The sequence below is a fragment of the Microbacterium sp. NPDC058062 genome (assembly GCF_042885375.1).
In the GTDB taxonomy this organism is placed as follows: domain Bacteria; phylum Actinomycetota; class Actinomycetes; order Actinomycetales; family Microbacteriaceae; genus Microbacterium; species Microbacterium trichothecenolyticum_C.
The window spans coordinates 136,433-154,787 of the sequence record NZ_JBHVSC010000007.1 but is presented as its reverse complement, the minus strand read 5'-3'; the positions used below and the strand labels follow the sequence as shown (position 1 = coordinate 154,787).

15 protein-coding genes and 1 riboswitch are annotated in these 18,355 nt (G+C 71.2%); of the genes, 10 read left to right on the top strand and 5 right to left on the bottom strand.

Going from position 1 to position 18,355, the window contains the following annotated elements:
* Positions 1 to 147: 147 nt before the first annotated feature.
* The 3 genes from ACFVSU_RS20500 to thiM all read right to left on the bottom strand — a co-directional run bounded on the left by ACFVSU_RS20500 (position 148) and on the right by thiM (position 3,169).
* A complete protein-coding gene (locus ACFVSU_RS20500) occupies positions 148 to 1,683 on the bottom strand; it encodes a bifunctional hydroxymethylpyrimidine kinase/phosphomethylpyrimidine kinase (protein WP_387147387.1) in 1,536 nt (511 codons plus the stop codon).
* Positions 1,680 to 2,354 (bottom strand): thiamine phosphate synthase, encoded by a 675-nt coding sequence (gene thiE, locus ACFVSU_RS20495; RefSeq protein ID WP_387147384.1) that lies wholly within the window; start codon positions 2,352 to 2,354, stop codon positions 1,680 to 1,682. Before thiE ends, ACFVSU_RS20500 begins: the two co-directional genes overlap by 4 nt.
* Positions 2,351 to 3,169, bottom strand: a complete 819-nt coding sequence (gene thiM / locus ACFVSU_RS20490) for a hydroxyethylthiazole kinase (protein WP_387147381.1) — start codon at positions 3,167 to 3,169, stop codon at positions 2,351 to 2,353. The genes thiE and thiM overlap by 4 nt, the downstream gene beginning before the upstream one ends.
* A riboswitch (TPP riboswitch) is annotated at positions 3,160 to 3,254 on the bottom strand. Its footprint overlaps the gene before it by 10 nt.
* A 154-nt stretch (positions 3,255 to 3,408) precedes the next feature.
* Between thiM and ACFVSU_RS20485 the strand changes: the two genes are divergently transcribed.
* The 3 genes from ACFVSU_RS20485 to ACFVSU_RS20475 all read left to right on the top strand — a co-directional run bounded on the left by ACFVSU_RS20485 (position 3,409) and on the right by ACFVSU_RS20475 (position 7,376).
* The gene (locus ACFVSU_RS20485; protein WP_387147378.1) at positions 3,409 to 5,667 is read left to right on the top strand and encodes a DNA polymerase III subunit gamma and tau; all 2,259 of its coding nucleotides are present in this window, start codon (positions 3,409 to 3,411) and stop codon (positions 5,665 to 5,667) included.
* A gap of 3 nt (positions 5,668 to 5,670) precedes the next feature.
* The gene (gene recR / locus ACFVSU_RS20480; RefSeq protein WP_310292398.1) at positions 5,671 to 6,264 is read left to right on the top strand and encodes a recombination mediator RecR; all 594 of its coding nucleotides are present in this window, start codon (positions 5,671 to 5,673) and stop codon (positions 6,262 to 6,264) included.
* A 179-nt stretch (positions 6,265 to 6,443) separates the two neighbouring features.
* Positions 6,444 to 7,376, top strand: a complete 933-nt coding sequence (locus ACFVSU_RS20475) for a DMT family transporter (RefSeq protein WP_387147375.1) — start codon at positions 6,444 to 6,446, stop codon at positions 7,374 to 7,376.
* 2 nt (positions 7,377 to 7,378) lie between these two features.
* On the opposite strand, the gene ACFVSU_RS20470 is transcribed toward ACFVSU_RS20475, so the two are convergent.
* The gene (locus tag ACFVSU_RS20470; protein ID WP_387147372.1) at positions 7,379 to 7,867 is read right to left on the bottom strand and encodes a hypothetical protein; all 489 of its coding nucleotides are present in this window, start codon (positions 7,865 to 7,867) and stop codon (positions 7,379 to 7,381) included.
* A 253-nt stretch (positions 7,868 to 8,120) separates the two neighbouring features.
* On the opposite strand from ACFVSU_RS20470, the gene ACFVSU_RS20465 reads away from it, so the two are divergent.
* The 5 genes from ACFVSU_RS20465 to ACFVSU_RS20445 all read left to right on the top strand — a co-directional run bounded on the left by ACFVSU_RS20465 (position 8,121) and on the right by ACFVSU_RS20445 (position 15,182).
* Positions 8,121 to 9,422, top strand: coding sequence for an aspartate kinase (locus tag ACFVSU_RS20465; RefSeq protein ID WP_387147403.1), 1,302 nt, complete (start codon positions 8,121 to 8,123; stop codon positions 9,420 to 9,422).
* A gap of 177 nt (positions 9,423 to 9,599) precedes the next feature.
* Complete coding sequence (locus ACFVSU_RS20460; RefSeq protein WP_387147369.1) at positions 9,600 to 10,670, top strand: aspartate-semialdehyde dehydrogenase; 1,071 nt, start codon at positions 9,600 to 9,602, stop codon at positions 10,668 to 10,670.
* Between the two features lie 205 nt (positions 10,671 to 10,875).
* A complete protein-coding gene (locus ACFVSU_RS20455) occupies positions 10,876 to 12,390 on the top strand; it encodes a malate:quinone oxidoreductase (protein ID WP_387147366.1) in 1,515 nt (504 codons plus the stop codon).
* Positions 12,391 to 12,443: 53 nt separating this feature from the next.
* Positions 12,444 to 14,471, top strand: a complete 2,028-nt coding sequence (locus tag ACFVSU_RS20450; RefSeq protein ID WP_387147363.1) for a DUF2207 domain-containing protein — start codon at positions 12,444 to 12,446, stop codon at positions 14,469 to 14,471.
* 63 nt (positions 14,472 to 14,534) lie between these two features.
* Entirely contained in the window at positions 14,535 to 15,182 is a 648-nt protein-coding gene (locus tag ACFVSU_RS20445; RefSeq protein ID WP_387147360.1) for a thymidine kinase, read from the top strand.
* A gap of 7 nt (positions 15,183 to 15,189) precedes the next feature.
* Here the strand turns inward: ACFVSU_RS20445 and ACFVSU_RS20440 are convergent, their stop codons facing one another.
* Positions 15,190 to 16,020 (bottom strand): DUF1295 domain-containing protein, encoded by an 831-nt coding sequence (locus tag ACFVSU_RS20440; protein WP_387147357.1) that lies wholly within the window; start codon positions 16,018 to 16,020, stop codon positions 15,190 to 15,192.
* 136 nt (positions 16,021 to 16,156) lie between these two features.
* On the opposite strand from ACFVSU_RS20440, the gene ACFVSU_RS20435 reads away from it, so the two are divergent.
* A complete protein-coding gene (locus tag ACFVSU_RS20435; RefSeq protein WP_387147354.1) occupies positions 16,157 to 16,906 on the top strand; it encodes a FadR/GntR family transcriptional regulator in 750 nt (249 codons plus the stop codon).
* A gap of 18 nt (positions 16,907 to 16,924) precedes the next feature.
* Entirely contained in the window at positions 16,925 to 18,313 is a 1,389-nt protein-coding gene (locus ACFVSU_RS20430) for an alpha-hydroxy-acid oxidizing protein (protein ID WP_387147351.1), read from the top strand.
* Positions 18,314 to 18,355: the final 42 nt, after the last annotated feature.

The following is an 18,355-nucleotide window of genomic DNA, read 5'->3' as shown; positions in this document are numbered from 1 at the left end:
CAAAACCCTCGACTGGGCCACCCCCGCCGAAGCCCTCAACGCACTACTCTCAGACCCACCACAAGACGGTGTTGCAATGACCGCCTGAAACCGCCGGTGGATCCATCCTGCTTCCGCCGGATCTCCGTCTTTCGCGGCCCATCCCGGTCAGGCGCGGGCGAAGAACTCCCGCTCGTGCTCCATCGAGCGCGCGAACGCCGCGTCCATGCGCGCCCGCTCGATCGGGCCGGCCCCGAACGCCGCCGCATCGGCGATCTCGGTCGCGCGGGCGGTCGCCGCGGTGAAGGCGGGGTCTCCGTACATCGCGAGCCAGTCGTCGTACGGGTGCTCGTCGTGCCGCCGCGTGGCGAGACGGACGCCGAGATCGGTGTAGAGCCAGAAGCAGGGGAGGAGCGCCGCGACGAGCTCGGCGTACGAGCGGGCCGACGCATGGAGGTGGTTCGTGTAGGCGAGCGTCTGCGGCGCCGGGGCTGCGGCGGTCGTACCGAGGTGGGACTCGTGCAGCCGGCGCTCCTCGACGATGGAGGACTCCGCCGCACGCGCCCAGAACGCCTGCTCCTCCGACGTCGGCGCGAGCGCGCTCGCCTTCGCCAGCACGCGGGAGTACTCGCCGAGGTAGAGCGCATCCTGCGCGAGGTACCGCAGGAACGTCTCGCGCGGCAGCGTGCCGTCGCCGAGCCCGCGCACGAAGTCGAGGTCGTCGACCTCCGCGCGCTCTGGTGCGGCGGCCTCCCACACGCGTGCCGACCATGAAGGGACGGTGTTGGTCCCCACGGCCCCTCCAGGCGCCGCTGGCGCGTCGCCCGGAGCCTCCGGCCGCGTGGGCCCAGCTGCGTCCCGAAGTTCGTGGAAGTGGTCGATCGGGCCGTTGCCCTCGCCCACCCGCAGCGCGTCGGCGTGGGTGAGCGCCCCGGTCAGCCACGTCTTCGCGCGCTGAAGCGCCTCGGGCCAGGTCGCGCCGCCCGCGCGGAGCGTCGCCATCGCGGACGAGAGCGAGCAGCCGGTGCCGTGGGTGTGACGCGTCTGGACGCGAACGCCGCCGACTTCGTGCACGGCGCCGTCGGCTGCCACGATGGCATCCGGGCAGTCGGCGCCGTCGAGGTGTCCGCCCTTCAGCAGCACCGTCGTGCCGGTGTCGTGGGCGAGGGTCTGCGCGTCGGCGACGGCCTGCGCCCACGAGGTCGCGCGGGTGCGACCGGCCAGCACCGCGAGCTCCGCGAGGTTCGGCGTCACGAGATCGACGTCGCGGGCGAGCTCACGGAGCGCCTCCTCGGCCGCGGGGTCGAGCAGCCGGTCGCCGCTCGTTGCCACCATCACCGGGTCGAGCACCACGATCGGCGGCCGCACGCGTCCGAGCCACTGCCGGACGGTGCCGATGATGTCCGCCGACTGCAGCATGCCGATCTTGACCGCGTCGATCTCGACGTCGTCCGACACGGCATCCAGTTGCGCGGCGAGGAACGTCGTCGGCGGCACGTGCACGGCGCGCACGCCGCGGGTGTTCTGCGCCACGAGCGCGGTGACCACGGCCATGCCATAGCCGCCGAGCGCGCCGATCGATTTGAGGTCCGCCTGCACACCGGCGCCCCCGGTCGGGTCGGTGCCGGCGATGCTGAGCACCCGCGGGATCGCCGCCGCGCGAACCGGCGTCGGTGCGGGCGCGGCGAGCGCCGTGTCGGTCACCGCGCGACCCCCTCGAGCGAGGGCGCATCGGCCCGATCCCGCAGCGCGCGGGTCGCCGCCGCCGGGTCGTCCGCGCCGCAGATCGCCGACACGACCGCGATGCCCGCGGCCCCGGCGTCGCGGAGCGCCGCGACATCCGACTCGACGACTCCGCCGATCGCGACGCACGGCAGGTCGGTGCCCGCGGCGAACGCGGCGAAGCCCTCGACGCCGAGCGTCGGCGGGTGGTCGGGCTTCGTCGACGTCGGCCGGATGACGCCGACGCCGAGGTAGTCGATCGTGCCGCGGCGGGGGAGATGTGCCGCGGCACGGTGCTCCGCGGAGTTCGCGGTCCATCCGATCACCGCGTGCGCACCGAGCAGGCGCCGCGCGGTCTCCGGCGGCAGGTCGCTCTGGCCGAGGTGCACGCCGTCGACGCGGGCCCCGGCATCCCGCGCTGCCACGGCCACGTCGACGCGGTCGTTGATGAGGAGCAGGCAGCGGCGGTCGATGACGTCCGACAGCGCTCGCGCCTGGCGCAGCAGTTCCCGGGCGGTCACCGACTTCGCCCGGAGCTGCACGACGTCGACCCCCGCGCCCGCTGCGGCGTCGACCACGTCGACCAGCCGGTCGAACGGCAGGCGGTCGTCGGTCACGAGGTGCAGTGCGAGACGCGCGCCGAGCCCGCTCATCGGGTCGCCAGCACGTCGGCGACGCGCGCGTCGAGCTCGGCCGGCGCTGCGGCGACGGCGTCGAGCGCGTCGAGGAACGCCACGGCGAAGGTTCCCGGTCCGTCCGCGCGGGCCGCGGCCCGTTCCGACGCGGCCGCGTAGAGGACGGATGCCGCCACCGCCGCTTCGAACGGAGCGCACACGCCGACGAGCGCGGCCATCACCGCGCCGAGCGAACAGCCGCCGCCGGTGACGCGCGTGAGCAGCGCGTCCCCACCGTGGATGCGGACCACGCGCTCGCCGTCGGTCACGAGGTCGACCGGGCCCGACACGGCCACCACGCCGCCGGTGCGCAGCGCGAGCGACCGCGCGGCGCCGGCCGCAGCATCCGTCCCGTCCGTCGCGTCGACTCCGCGACCGCCGCCGCCTTCGCCGGCCACGGCGAGGATCTCGGAGGCGTTGCCGCGGACGATGGCGGGACGGTGCTCGAGCAGTTCGGCGGCGAGAGCGGTGCGCACGGGCAGAACGCCGACCGCGACCGGGTCGAGCACCCACGGGGTGCCGGCCCGCACCGCTTCGCGGGCGGCCTCGCGCTGCTCGGCGGTGGGGGTGCCCAGGTTCACCAGCACGCCGTCGGCCACGCCGGCGAAGAGTCCGGCCTCGCCCGGGATGTCGCACATGGCGGGGGCGGCGCCCACCGCCAGGAGCGCGTTCGCCGTGTAGTTCGTCACCACCGCATTGGTGATGCACTGCACCAGGGGCGAGGTCTCCCGCAGCACCGTCAGCGCGGCGGCGGGGGAGAGGGCGGACAGGTGGGCTTCGGTGCGCGCGTTCATCGCGACATCCCTTCGCTCGCATGATCGAGATCAGGTTCGACGGGTGTGTTCTCAGCCCGCCGTGCGGGCACCCCGTGTCACTGCCGAGCAATCTAGCAGGGGATCTCGACGGCCGATCGCCGTGTGTCCTCGGCGTGCGCCGTGCGCGTCCGGTCACGGTCGCCGAGCTCTCGAGTCGCGGTCGCGATGCGATGCGCTGAGCCTGCCGAAGTGTCGGCCCCACGCCGTAGGCTGGGGGAGTGACCACCGCCCTCTACCGCCGCTACCGGCCCGAGTCGTTCGGCGAGATGATCGGGCAGTCGCAGGTCACCGAGCCGCTCATGACCGCGCTGCGCGGCGACCGGGTCGGTCATGCGTATCTGTTCTCCGGCCCCCGCGGGTGCGGAAAGACCACGTCGGCGCGCATTCTCGCCCGCTGCCTCAACTGCGCTCAGGGTCCGACAGACACGCCGTGCGGCACGTGCGACAGCTGCGTCGAGCTGGGCCGTGGCGGCGGGGGTTCGCTCGATGTCGTCGAGATCGACGCGGCCAGCCACAACGGTGTCGACGACGCCCGCGACCTGCGCGAGCGCGCGGTGTTCGCGCCGGCCCGCGACCGCTTCAAGATCTTCATCCTCGACGAGGCGCACATGGTAACCCCGCAGGGCTTCAACGCCCTGCTCAAGCTCGTCGAAGAGCCGCCCGACCACGTGAAGTTCATCTTCGCGACGACCGAGCCCGAGAAGGTCATCGGCACCATCCGGTCGCGCACCCACCACTACCCGTTCCGCCTCGTGCCCCCGGCCGCGATGCTCGAGTACGTCGAGCAGCTGTGCGCCCAGGAGGGTGTGAACGTCGAGCAGGGCGTCCTGCCGCTCGTCGTACGCGCGGGCGGCGGATCGCCCCGAGACACCCTGTCGCTGCTCGACCAGCTGATCGCCGGCTCGGAAGACGCCAAGGTCACCTACGCCCGCGCGGTCGCGCTGCTGGGCTACACCCACGCCGAGCTGCTCGACGAGGTGATCGACGCCTTCGCCGCCTCCGACGCGGCGGCTGCCTTCGCCGCGGTCGACCGCGTGGTGCAGACCGGACAGGACCCGCGCCGATTCGTCGACGATCTGCTCGAGCGCCTGCGCGACCTCATCGTCGTGTCCGCGGCCGGCCAGGGCGCCGCCGCCGTGCTGCGGGGCGTCTCGGCCGAAGACCTCGCGCGCATGCAGCGCCAGGCCGACGCCTTCGGTCCGTCGCGGCTGTCGCACATCGCCGACCTCGTCATCGCGACGCTCGACGACATGACCGGCGCCACCTCGCCGCGCCTGCAGCTCGAGCTGATGGTCGCCCGCGTGCTGGCGCGCGGCGCCGGCGCCGCTCCCGTCGCCGCGCCGGCGATGGCCGCTGCACCGGCCCCCGCGACGACAGCTCCCGCGGCGCCCGCGCCCGCAGCATCTGCAGCGGCCGCGCCTGCAGCCGCTGCTGCCGCGCCCGCCGTGGCGGCGGCGCCGGCTCCAGCCGCGCAGCCTGCCGAGGCTGCGCCCGTGGCGACCCCTCCCGTCCCCGCCGGCCCGGTCACGCTCGACCGCCTCCAGCAGGCGTGGCCGCAGGTTCTCGCGCAGCTCGAGAACGTGAGCCGCTCGTCGTGGATGCTCGCTTCGGGTGCCCGCACCGTGGCGCTCGACGACGACGTGCTGACCCTGGCGTTCTCGAGCCAGAGCGACGTCGCGAAGTTCAAGCAGCTCGCCGCGGGCAAAGGCCCCAGCGAAGACCTGCGTCAGGCGATTCTGGCCGTGCTCGGCATCCGCGTGAAGTACATCGCCCGTCACGACGCTGCCGCTGGGTCCGGCGGTTCCGCTGGCACGGGTGGCCCGGCGGCGCCGGCGCCCTCGGGTCCCGGTCGCGAGGCTCCGCGTCAGGCTGCCGCACCTGAGGCAGCGGCCACCCGCACCGCCGCTGCCCCGCCGAGCGGGTCACGACCCGCTCAGGCTGCGGCACCGCGTGCGTCGGCACCTGTTGCGCCCGCATCGGCACCGGCTGCGCCGCGTGCGACGGCTCCCACCGCACCGCGGCCGACCGTGCAGGCCACGGCGCCGGCATCGGCAGCGCCCGTGACCGACTGGGCCGTCGCGCCCATCCCGTCCGACGACGACGCCCCGCCGCCCGACCCGGGTCCGGCTGCCTTCCCCGTCGAGACGCCCGCGCAGTTCGCGGTCGACGACGAGCCCGAAGACGCCGAGGCCGCGACCGCACGCGTCGCGACGCTCGCGCCGCCGCGCGAGGGCGAGGTCCTGCCGCGTGCCGAGATCGCACCCGCCCTCGAGCGCGATGATGACGACGACGAGGAGGACGACACGGATGCCGTCGCCGACCTCCCGGTGCCGCCCACGGTCGCGCCTCCTCTGACCCCGGTGGTCACGACCCGCAACGGCGGCGTGCAGCGCTACGGCGAGGCGGTCGTGCGCCAGGTGCTCGGCGCGACGTTCGTCCGCGAAGAGCCCTACGAGCCCCCGACGAGGTTCAGCTAACCCATGTACGACGGCATCGTCCAAGACCTCATCGACGAATTCGGCCGCCTCCCCGGGATCGGGCCGAAGTCGGCTCAGCGCATCGCGTTCCACATCCTGCAGACGCCGAACTTCGACGTGTCGCACCTCGCCGAGCTGCTCAGCGAGGTGCGCGAGCGGGTGCGCTTCTGCGAGGTGTGCGGCAACGTCTCCGAGCAGGAACGCTGCTCGATCTGCCGCGACCCTCGCCGCAACCAGACGCTGATCTGCGTCGTGGAGGACGCGAAGGACGTGGCGGCGATCGAGCGCACGCGCGAGTTCCGCGGGCTGTACCACGTGCTCGGCGGCGCGATCAGCCCGATCGCCGGCATCGGTCCCGACGACCTGCGCATCACGCAGCTCATGCAGCGTCTCGCCGACGGCACCGTGCAAGAGGTCATCCTCGCGACCAACCCGAACCTCGAGGGCGAGGCGACGGCGACCTACCTGAGCCGCCTGCTGCACACCCTCGAGATCTCGGTCACCCGCCTCGCCTCCGGTCTTCCGGTCGGCGGCGACCTCGAGTACGCCGACGAGGTCACGCTGGGTCGCGCCTTCGAGGGCCGCCGCTCGGTCTGACCCCAACCCCGGTCGGGGTGTGCTCCGCCATCGCCGATGATGTCGGAAGTCCGTCGTAGATTGGCGGTCGGCCGTCTCGCGCGCAACGCCCGGCGACCCGGAACCTGAGTCGATGACGACGACGTCCGTCCAGCGGCGTCTCGGCTGATTTCGCCACACCACCTTGGGAGACACCCCGCATGAACTCCTCACAGCGGTTCGACACGCGCGCATGGCTGCTGTTCGCCGCGATGGCGCTGCTGTGGGGTGTCCCTTACCTGTTCATCAGTGTCGCCGTCGAGTCCTACTCGCCCGCGGCGGTGGTCGCCGGCCGCACACTGCTCGGCGCGCTGCTCCTGCTGCCTTTCGCGCTGCACCAGAAGGCGCTGCGTCCCGCGTTCGCGAAGATCGGCTGGGTGCTGCTGTTCGGCGGGATCGAGATGGCCGGGCCCTTCCTGCTGCTCGGCCATGCCGAGCAGACGCTGCCCTCAGGACTCACGGGACTCCTGGTGGCGACGGTGCCCCTGTTCGCCGCGTTGATCGCCTTCGGCGGCGGCGACCGGTCCGTGCTCAGCCCGGCGCGCGCGATCGGGCTCTTCATCGGCTTCGCCGGCGTGTTCGTGATCGTCGCCGGTCCCGGGCTCGCCATCGAGGGCGGCGGCGGCCTCATGGCCGTGGGGGAGGTGCTCCTCGTCGCGCTCCTGTACGCGATCGCGCCCTTCGTCATCGCCACCAAGCTGCGCGATGTGCCGTCCCTCGGGTCGATCACCCTCGCCCTCTTCGCGGTGGGCATCTTCTACACGCCGATCGCGTTCCTGACGCAGCATCAGGTGCCGACCGTCGAGAGCACTGTGTCGCTGGTCGCCCTCGCCGTGCTCTGCACGGCGGTCGCGTTCATCGCCTTCTTCGCGCTGATCGCGCGCGTCGGTCCCGTCAAGGCTCCGCTGTTCACGTACGTCAATCCGGTCGTCGCGATCGTCCTCGGCACGATCATCCTCGGCGAGCCGCTGACCCCCGGCCTGCTGATCGGCTTTCCGCTGGTGCTCCTCGGCTGCTGGCTCGCCGCCACCGGCGGCGCGCTCCGCGCGCGCAAGACCGAGACGGCCGACCTGCCGCCGATCGCCTCGAGCTGAGTTCAGCGGAGCACTTCGACCAGCACGATCCAGGACACCAGCAGCGCGGCGCCGATCGCGACGATCGACCCGACGGCGAACCACACCAGGCCGCCGGGCTGGCCGGCAGCCAGGAGCGCGCCGCCGATCAGATAGGCGAGCGGGGCGAAGAAGCCCACCGCCGCCTTGAGCCAGCGCATCCGATTGGCGGGATGCTGATTCTCGAAGATCCTCCGGGTCGCCTGTACCTGGAAGACCCCGGCGCCGAGCGCGATGACGATCATCGCCACCCCGTACGGGACGGGCCCGACCTCCGGAATGAGCCCGATCGCGGAGCCGACGAGCGCGAGCACGAGGCCCGAGATGCCCGCGGCGAGACGCGCGGTGAGCGACGCCTCCTTGATGATGTCGCCGATGTTGACGCTCGCGGCGACGATCACGAGACCCGCGAGCGCCGCCGTCGCGCCGACCATGGCCACGTTGAAGTCCGACCACGTCTCGATCTGCTCCATGCTCGGATGCTACTGGCGCCGCGCCGCGGCGCACAGAATCGGACCTTCTCGCCGACACGCCGGTCGGCGCACCGCGCGCGCGGCGTGTCGGCGCGGATCTCCGATCCTGTGCCGCGCCGCCGCCGTTCGGGCGCCGCGACACATGGCTGGGCGCGCATGAGCGCGTCCGTAAGATGGACCTTTGGGTGACAGGAGACCGCGGTGAGCGGCATCCGTTCTCGCCCGTCCTCAGACAAAACGCGTGGAGTTCGATGTGGCGCTGATCGTCCAGAAGTACGGCGGATCGTCGGTGGCTGATGCCGAGAGCATCAAGCGCGTCGCGAAGCGGATCGTCGACGCGCGTCGCGCCGGCCACGACGTCGTCGTGGCCGTGAGCGCCATGGGTGACACGACCGATGAGCTGCTCGATCTCGCGAGCCAGGTCGCGCCGATCCCGGCGCCGCGCGAGCTCGACATGCTGCTGTCGAGCGGCGAGCGCATCTCGATGGCGCTGCTGGCGATGGCGATCCACTCGATGGGCTTCGAGGCCCGGTCGTTCACCGGCAGCCAGGCGGGCATGATCACGACCGCCGACCACGGCTCGGCCCGCATCGTCGACGTGACGCCGATCCGCCTGCGCGAGGCGCTCGACGAGGGCGCGATCGTCATCGTCGCCGGCTTCCAGGGCTTCAACCGCGACACCCGCGACATCACCACGCTCGGCCGGGGCGGCTCCGACACCACGGCCGTCGCCCTCGCGGCAGCGCTCGAGGCCGACGTCTGCGAGATCTACAGCGACGTCGACGGCATCTTCACCGCCGACCCGCGCGTCGTGCCGAAGGCGAAGAAGCTCAACGTGGTCTCGGCCGAGGAGATGCTCGAGCTCGCCGCCAACGGCGCCAAGGTGCTGTACATCCGCGCCGTCGAATACGCACGCCGTCACGGCGTGCTCATCCACGCCCGCTCCACGTTCAGCTCGGGCGTGGGGACCTACGTGCTCGGCCAAGGGATGAACCTTCCCGAGGGCACAGTTCCCGACATTTCAGGGGGAGAAGAGATGGAAGAGCCCATCGTCGCCGGCGTCGCCACTGACCTCGGCCAGGCCAAGATCACCGTGATCGGCGTTCCCGACGTGCCCGGCAAGGCCGCCGAGATCTTCAAGGTCGTCGCGAAGTCCGGCGCCAACGTCGACATGATCGTGCAGAACGTGTCGGCCGCGACGACCGGTCGCACCGACATCTCGTTCACGCTTCCCAAGACCGACGCCGCGACTGCGCTCAAGGCGCTCGCCGCCGACCAGTCGGAGATCGGGTTCGAGAACCTGGTGCACGACGACCAGATCGGCAAGCTCTCCGTCGTCGGCGCGGGCATGCGCACCCACTCGGGTGTCTCGGCCACGCTCTTCGAGGCGCTGAGCGTCGCGGGCATCAACATCGAGATGATCTCGACCTCCGAGATCCGCATCTCGGTTGTGGTGCGCGGCGACGATCTCGCCGAGGCCGCTCGCGTCGTCCACACCGCCTACGGCCTGGACGGCGACATCGAGGCGACCGTCTACGCCGGCAGCGGTCGCTGACCCGGTCGGTCCGCGCGCAGCCGCACGCGAACGGCAGGAATCGCACGCATACTGTCCGCTCGGACAGGTAACACCGCAGTCGGTGTCCGGCCACGGCCGGTAGAATCGCCCAAACCCCGCGCGATCGACGGTGCCCGCGCGTCCGCTCCACGCTTGTGCCCACGCTGAGGAACTCCCATGACCCGCATCTCCGATTCAGGACTCTCCGTCGCCGTCGTCGGCGCCACCGGCCAGGTCGGGACGGTCATGCGCGAGATTCTCGCCGAGCGGAACTTCCCGATCCGCGAGCTGCGCCTCTTCGCCACGGCGCGCTCGGCCGGCACCGCCGTCGAGTTCGGCGGCGAGACCGTGATCATCGAGGATGTCGCCACCGCCGACCCGTCGGGCATCGACGTCGCCCTGTTCTCAGCCGGCGCCACCGGCAGCCGCGCGCACGCGCCCCGCTTCGCCGAGGCCGGCGCGATCGTCATCGACAACTCCAGCGCGTGGCGCATGGACCCCGAGGTGCCGCTCGTCGTCAGCGAGGTCAACCCGCACGCGATCGCGAACCCGCCCAAGGGCATCATCGCCAACCCCAACTGCACCACGATGGCCGCGATGCCGGTGCTGAAGCCCCTCGACGCCGAGGCCGGCCTCGAGCGTCTCATCGTCTCGACGTACCAGGCCGTGTCGGGCTCGGGGCTCGCCGGTGCGCAGGAGCTGCTCGGCCAGGTCGAGGGCGTCCTCGCCCAGGGCAACACACTCGACCTCGTGCACGACGGCTCGGCGGTGGACTTCCCGCAGCCCGAGAAGTACGTCGCGCCGATCGCGTTCGACGTGATCCCGCTCGCCGGCAACCTCGTCGATGACGGCCTCAACGAGACCGACGAGGAGAAGAAGCTCCGCAACGAGAGCCGCAAGATCCTCGAGCTGCCCGACCTGCGCGTCGCGGGCACCTGCGTGCGCGTGCCCGTCTTCACCGGCCACTCGCTGTCGATCCACGCCGAGTTCAAGGGCGACATCACGCCCGAGCGCGCCTACGAGATCCTGGCCTCGGCGCCGGGCGTCGTCGTCGAAGAGGTCCCGACGCCGCTGCAGGCGGCCGGCAACGACCCGAGCTTCGTCGGCCGCATCCGCGCCGATCAGTCCGCGCCCGAGGGCAAGGGCCTCGTGCTCTTCATCTCGAACGACAACCTCCGCAAGGGTGCCGCGCTCAACGCCGTGCAGATCGCCGAGGTCGTCGCCGCCAACCTCGGCGTCTCCGCCTGACGCTCAGCCCGCACCGCTTCGAAGCGGACGGTCCCCACGCCCCCTCCACGCGCCGCTGGCGCGTCGCGCGGAGCCTCCGGGCGCGTGGGCCCAGCTGCGCCCCGCAGCATCCGTCCGCTTGTCGATTCGGCAAGAACCGCAGGACTTTCGGCGTGAAGACCCGGTCCCGGTCTGGGGTGCTTTCACGCGGAACTAGAATCATCTGGTGACCGCAACGCCCGCTGAGAACCACGCCGACCACAATCCCCACGTCGAGACCGTCGATGTGCTGCTGATCGGCGGCGGGATCATGAGCGCGACGCTCGGCACCCTCCTCCAGGAGCTGCAGCCCGACCTCAAGATTGCCGTGTTCGAGCGGCTGAGCGATGTCGCGCTCGAGAGCTCGAACGCGTGGAACAACGCCGGCACCGGCCACGCCGCCCTGTGCGAGCTGAACTACATGCCCGAGGGCAAGGACGGCTCGGTCGATCCCGCCAAGGCGATCTCGATCAACGAGCAGTTCCAGCAGAGCCGGCAGCTGTGGTCGTCGCTCGTCGAGGCCGGCGTGCTCGACGCTCCGTCGACGTTCATCAACTCCGCCCCGCACATGACCTTCGTGCGCGGCGAGAAGGATGTCGCTTACCTCAAGAAGCGCTACGAGGCTCTCAAGGACGAGCCGCTCTTCGCCGGCATCGAGTACAGCGAGGACTCCCGTGTCATCAACACGTGGGCACCACTGCTCATGCAGAAGCGCCGTAAGGGCGAGCCGTTCGCGGCGACGCGCGTGCCCGCCGGCACGGATGTCGACTTCGGCGCCCTGACCCGCCAGCTGGTGGACCGGCTCGCCGAGAACGGCGCCGACGTCCGCACCAACACGGAGGTGCGCAAGCTGAAGCGCCTCTCGGACGGCACCTGGAGCGTGAAGTACCGCCGCACCATCGGTCGCACGCCGGGCGAGATCCGCGCGAAGTTCGTCTTCGTCGGCGCCGGAGGCTGGGCGCTCAAGCTGTTGCAGCGCTCCGGCATCCCCGAGATCTCGGGCTACGGCGTGTTCCCGATCGGCGGGCAGTTCCTCAAGACCTCGAACCCCGCGGTCGTGGCCCAGCACAAGGCGAAGGTGTACTCGCAGGCCTCGGTCGGCGCGCCGCCGATGTCGGTGCCGCATCTCGACACGCGCGTCGTCGACGGTGAGGCCTCGCTCCTGTTCGGCCCGTTCGCGACGTTCAGCCCGAAGTTCCTGAAGACCGGCTCCTGGTTCGACATCGTGGGCCAGGTGCGTCCCGGCAACCTCGGTCCGATGCTCAAGGTCGCATGGGACAACCCCAGCCTCATCACCTACCTCGTCGGCGAGCTGCTGAAGAACCACAAGAAGAAGGTCGACAGCCTGCGCACCTTCATGCCCACCGCGAAGGACGAGGACTGGGAGATCATCCAGGCCGGCCAGCGCGCGCAGGTCATGAAGAAGGACCCTGAGAAGGGCGGCGTGCTGCAGTTCGGCACCGAGGTCGTGACCGGAGCGGACGGCACGATCGCCGGCCTCCTCGGCGCCTCCCCGGGTGCGTCGACCGCCGTCTCGATCATGCTGGGACTCTTGAAGACCTGCTTCCCCGACCGCATCGAGGAGTGGGAGCCGCGCCTGCGCGAGCTCATCCCGAGCTACGGCGACACGCTCAACGCGCGGCCCGCGGTCGCGCGCGAGTCGCTCGGCGAGACCGCCGAGGCGCTGGCGCTCACCGCCTGATCCGTCGCGCGCCCTCCTGGGCGAGCGGCCCCGCGCGCCCCTAGGGTGGGTGCATGTCGGTGTCACGACGCGGGTGGCGTCGCTGGGGGATCGCCGCCGGGACGCTAGTCGCGCTCGTCGTCGCGGGCGCGATCACGCTCGGTGTCGCGACGGCCTCGGCCACGCCCGCGGCGATCACGGCGCGGGTGAGCGAACGCCCCGCTGTCCTGAATGCGGTGGCGGCAGCATCCGTCGACGATTTCACGTTCGATTCGTTCCAGGCCGACTATTGGCTCGTCCGCGGCACGGGCGAGCGCAGTCGCCTGCTCACCACCGAGACGATCGTGGCGCGCTTCCCGGACTTCGACCAGAACAAGGGCATGGTGCGGGCGCTGCCCGTCGTCGACAGCGGCATCGACCTCGGCACCGTCGTCTACACCGTGACCGGCGCCGACGGCGCGGCGATCCCGTGGTGGACCGAGCGCGACGGCGACTGGATCTACGTGCTCACCGGAGACGACTCGTACGTGCGCGGTGCGCAGACCTACGTCATCACGTACGAGATGAGCGACGTCGTGCTGCGCTACGAGGACACGGCGGCCGACGAGTTCTACTGGGACACCGTCGGCACCGACCACGCGCAGCCGTTCGATGTCGTGACCGCTGACGTGCATGTGGCGACGGATGCTGCGGCCGGCCTGATCGAGGGGCGCGCGTTCTGCTACACCGGGCCGTACGGATCGACCGAGCAGTGCGCGATCGAGCGCGCGGCGGAGCCGGAGCCGCTGCCGGACGCCGTGCAGGCATGGGCGCAGGCCGTCGGCGCGTCGGCCACGAGCGCCGTGGCGTTCACCGCAGGGGACGAAGGGCTCGGTCCGAACGAGAACGTGACCGTGGCACTCGGCTTCGAGCAGGGGACGTTCGCGGCGCCGAGCCCGCCCCCGCCGCCGCCGTACCCGTGGTGGCTGTGGATCCTCCCCGGGCTCGCGCTGCTGTCGGGCATCGGCGGTCTGGTGTTCGTGCTCGTGGTGAAGGCGGCGGCGCGTCGGAACCCCGACCGTGCACCGGTGATCGTGCAGTACACGCCGCCCGACGACGAGTCGCTGACGCTGTCGGCCGGGGTGCTCGACGTCCCCGAGCGGGCGCTGGCGGCGAACGTGGTCGACCTCGCGGTGAAGGACGCGGTCGAGATCCGGGCGACGGGCGACCGCGAGGACGCCGACGACTTCGAAGTGGTGCTGCGGGACAGTGCCGGTCTCGACAGTGACGAGCGGCGCATCGTCGACACGCTGTTCGGCCGCAAGGCCGAACCCGGCGCTGACGTGGATCTCGGCGCGTTCGCCCGCAAGCCCCCGTCGCGCGCCGTCACCTACGTGCGGCGGATCGATGAGTTCACCGTACAGCGCGGGTATCGCAGCAAGCTGCCGGACTGGATCACGCTGCTGCGCGGCTTCCTCCAGCTGGCCGGGCTGCCGCTGGCGATGCTCCTCATCTTCTTCGCCGACGGCGCGTTCGTGGTGCTCGACCCCCTCGGACAGTGGGGGAACGTCATCTACTTCGTCGCGCTGGGCAGTGCCTTCTTCGCGTTCATCGGTCTGCCCTTCTTCTCGCTCCCGAAGTCGGTGCTCACGGTTGCGGGCGGCATGCACAAGACCTATCTCGAGGGGATCCGCGACTATCTGCAGCTCGCGGAGGAGGATCGCTTGCGCGCGGCGCAGTCGCCGCGGACCGCCGATCTCGTGTCGTCGGGGCGTCGTCCCTATGGCGATGCGCCGGGAGAGCCTGGCGCATCCGTCGTGAACCTCTACGAGCGCCTGCTGCCGTACGCGGTGCTGTTCGGCATGGAGCACGAATGGGTGAACATCATCCGCGCGGCCGGAGCCGTCGAGGTCGCCTCCCAGCTCGCGCTGTTCGACGCGGTGACCTCGCGCTCGCTGTCCGACGCGTCCTCGTCGATCGGACGGCTCGCGGCCACCCCGGTGTCGCGGCCGGGATCGTCGTCGAGCTCTTCCTCGAGCTCGAGCTGGTCGTTCTCGGGCGGATCATCCGGCGGCGGGTTCTCGGGCGGCGGAGGTGGCGGGGGAGGCTTCGGCGGCCGCTGACCCTCGCCCGGCGCCGGCTGCCGTGCTGCAGGCGCCGGGAGCGCCACCGACTACGCTCGATCCGTGGCCAAGCTCTACTTCCGATACGGGGCGATGAACTCCGGCAAGTCGACGTCGCTCCTGCAGGCCGCCTACAACTACGAGGAGCGCGGCCAGCACGTGCTCCTCGCCAAGCCCGCCATCGACACCAAGGGTGCCGACCAGATCGACAGCCGCCTCGGGGTCAAGCGCACGGTCGACTTCCTGGTGCGCCCCCAGGACGACATCCGCGCACTGTTCGCCGAGCATCGCGCGCGCGTCAAGGCCGAGGCCGCCGACACCCTCGTCCCGGAGTCCGAGGAGCACGAGGTCGACGTCGCGTGCCTGCTCATCGACGAGGCGCAGTTCCTCACCCGGGAGCAGGTCGACGATCTGCTGCGCATCGTCGTCTTCGACGGCGTGCCGGTGCTGGCGTACGGCATCCGCACCGACTTCCAGACCCAGGCGTTCCCCGGATCGGCGCGACTGCTCGAGCTCGCCCACAGTCTCGAAGAGCTGAAAACCATCTGCCGTTGCGGTCGCAAGGCGCTCTTCAACGCCCGCCTCGTCGGCGGCCGGTTCGTCTTCGACGGCGACCAGGTCGCGATCGACGAGCTCACCGCGGACCGCATCACGTACGAATCGCTGTGCGCCGAGGACTACCTGCGCGCTTCGGGCGGCCGCCTGGAGTAGCCCGGGCTCAGGCTGTCTCGGGTGCGCGTCCGCGCCGGCGGGGGAGCGGGATCAGCATCGATGTGGTCCGCTGGTACTCACGGTAGGCCGGGTACTTCGACGTCGAGATCGACTCGGTGAACACCGTCGAGCCGATGAACAGCACCGTCAGCAGAGCGGCGCCGGCGATCGTCCAGTTCAGCCAGCTGCCGCCGTCCGCGACGAGGGCGACGGCGCCGAGCGCGTAGAACGCCCACCACTGCGCCTGTTCGAAGAAGAAGTTCGGGTGGCGGCTGTAGCCGAAGAGCCCGGTGGTGACGAAGCCGGGCTCGAGCGTGCCGCCCGCTGCCTTCTTCGCCTGGTGGAACGCCCACTGCTGCTGATCCGCCACAGTCTCACCCACCAGGAACGCGGCGAACAGCACCGCGAACGCGGCATCCCATCCGGTGAAAGCCACGGGATGCTGCCACGCGACGTACGCCGGAAGCGAGATGAGGACGAGCAGCGCGCTCTGGAAGAGCACGATGAAGAAGAAGTTGAACAGCTGGAACTGCCAGCGCGTCATGCGGCCGCGCAGGATCGCCCACCGGTAGTCCTCCATACCGGTGTAGCCGCCCTTGCGCGCGAAGTTGAAGGTGAGCCGCGCGCCCCACGCAGTGACCAGCAGCGCCATCACGACGAGGCGCGTCGCGTCGACGCCCGCGAACAGGGCAGCGGCGGCGAAGATCCAGACGTAGATCACGGGGACGATCGACCACAACCGGTCGATCCACGACGTCTCGTTCGTGACGAGCGAGGTGATCCAGCAGAACGCGGCAGCGACGCCCGCGACGATGAGGACGAGGAGGAGGGGGTCCATGGGGTCAGCGTAGTGGTCCGCGCGCACACGTGGAGTCACACGGGTTGTCTGTGGTCCGACCACACGCTATCGTGGTCAGACCACACCGTGCCCTTCAATGAGGAGGGCGCCGGATCCGACATCGACGAGGAGATCCGTGGCAGGTATCCCGACTCCACCCGCGCTCGCGCCCGCACGCGCGTGGCGCGTCGTGCTCGAGAAGATCGAGACCGACCTGCTCGACGGCACCCTGAAGCCCGGTGATCGCCTCGCCCCCGAACGCGAGCTCGCCGCCACTCTCGGTGTCGGGCGCTCCAGCGTCCGCGAGGCGCTGCGCGTCCTCGAGGTGATGGGACTCATCCGCACCGGGACCGGCTCGGGGCCGACCTCCGGGGCCATCATCATCGCGACGCCGCAGGGCGGCATGTCGGCGCTGCTGCGGCTGCAGGTCGCCGCCCAGGGCTTCCCGTTCGACGACGTCGTCGCCACGCGGCTCGTGCTCGAATCGGCCGTCGTCGACGCGCTCGCCGCCGACCCGACGCGCTCGACCGCGCAGGCGCGCGAGGTGCTCGTCGCGATGGACGCCGACGACCTCACCGCCCCCGAGTTCCTCGCGCTCGACGCCCAGCTGCACCTCGCCCTCGCCGAGGCCTCCGGCAATCTCGTCATCGCGGCGATGATGGCGGGCCTGCGCACGGCGATCGAGTCGTACGTGCAGGCGGGTGCGGCGGGCATCGCGGAATGGGGTGCCGCGGCCGACCGCCTGCGCCACGAGCATCACGCGATCCTCGATGCCGTCGACGCGGGCGACGCCGCGCTCGCCCGCACCCGCGTCCATGACCACATCGTCGGCTACTACGCGGCGGCGGGTCTCGCCCGCTCGACCGCCGCACGCACGCAGATCTGACCCATCGGAGAGGTATTCATGGTCACCCGGCAGTTCCCCAACCCCAAGGAGCTCCTCGAGCTCATGCAGTTCAAGAAGCCCGAGCTCGACGGCAAGAAGCGCCGCCTCGAGTCCGCGCTCACGATCTACGACCTGCGCGACATCGCGAAGCGCCGCACCCCCAAGGCCGCCTTCGACTACACCGACGGTGCGGCCGAGGGCGAGCTCTCGCTGTCGCGGGCGCGGCAGGCGTTCGAGGACATCGAGTTCCACCCCGACGTGCTGCGCCCTGCCGAGAACGTCGACATGTCGACCGAGATCCTCGGCGGCCCGTCGGCCATGCCGTTCGGCATCGCGCCGACCGGCTTCACACGCCTCATGCAGACCGAGGGCGAGATCGCCGGCGCCGGCGCGGCCGGTGCCGCCGGCATCCCGTTCACGCTGTCGACGCTCGGCACGACGTCGATCGAGGGCGTGAAGGCCGCGAACCCGAACGGGCGCAACTGGTTCCAGCTGTACGTCATGCGTGACCGCGAGATCTCGTACGCCCTGGCCCGCCGCGCGGCCGAGGCCGGCTTCGACACGCTGCAGTTCACAGTCGACACCCCGGTCGCGGGTGCGCGCCTGCGCGACAAGCGCAACGGCTTCTCGATCCCGCCGCAGCTGACGCTCGGCACCATCGTGAACGCGATCCCGCGCCCCTGGTGGTGGTACGACTTCCTCACGACTCCCAAGCTCGAGTTCGCGTCGCTCTCGACGACGGGCGGCACGGTCGGCGAGCTGCTCAACTCGGCCATGGACCCGACCATCAGCTACGACGACCTCGCGATCATCCGCGAGATCTGGCCGGGCAAGATCGTGATCAAGGGCGTGCAGAACGTCGCCGACTCGAAGCGTCTCATCGACGCCGGCGTCGACGGCATCATCCTGTCGAACCACGGCGGCCGTCAGCTCGACCGCGCGCCGATCCCGTTCCGCCTCCTGCCCGAAGTCGTCCGCGAGGTCGGCAAGGACGCCACGGTCATGGTCGACACCGGCATCATGAACGGCGCCGACATCGTCGCGTCGATCGCGCTCGGTGCGAAGTTCACGCTCATCGGCCGCGCGTACCTGTACGGCCTGATGGCCGGCGGCCGCCAGGGCGTCGACCGCACGATCGCGATCCTGCGCAGCGAGATCGAGCGCACCATGAAGCTCCTGGGCGTCTCGTCCATCGCGGAGCTCGAGCCGCGCCACGTCACGCAGCTGCAGCGACTCGTGCCGGTCACGGTGTCGGCCCCCGCCGCAGAGGCGGCCGTCGCCGCGGCGCCGCGCCCTCGCGCTGCACGTGCCACGACGGCGTCGAGCAGTGCGAAGGCGGATGCTGCAGCATCCCGTCCGGCGAAGGCTCCGGCAGCGAAGAGCACGGGGCCGCGCGCGAAGGCCTGACGGCTCTAGACACGAAGAGGGCGGGTTCCCGGGGGAACCCGC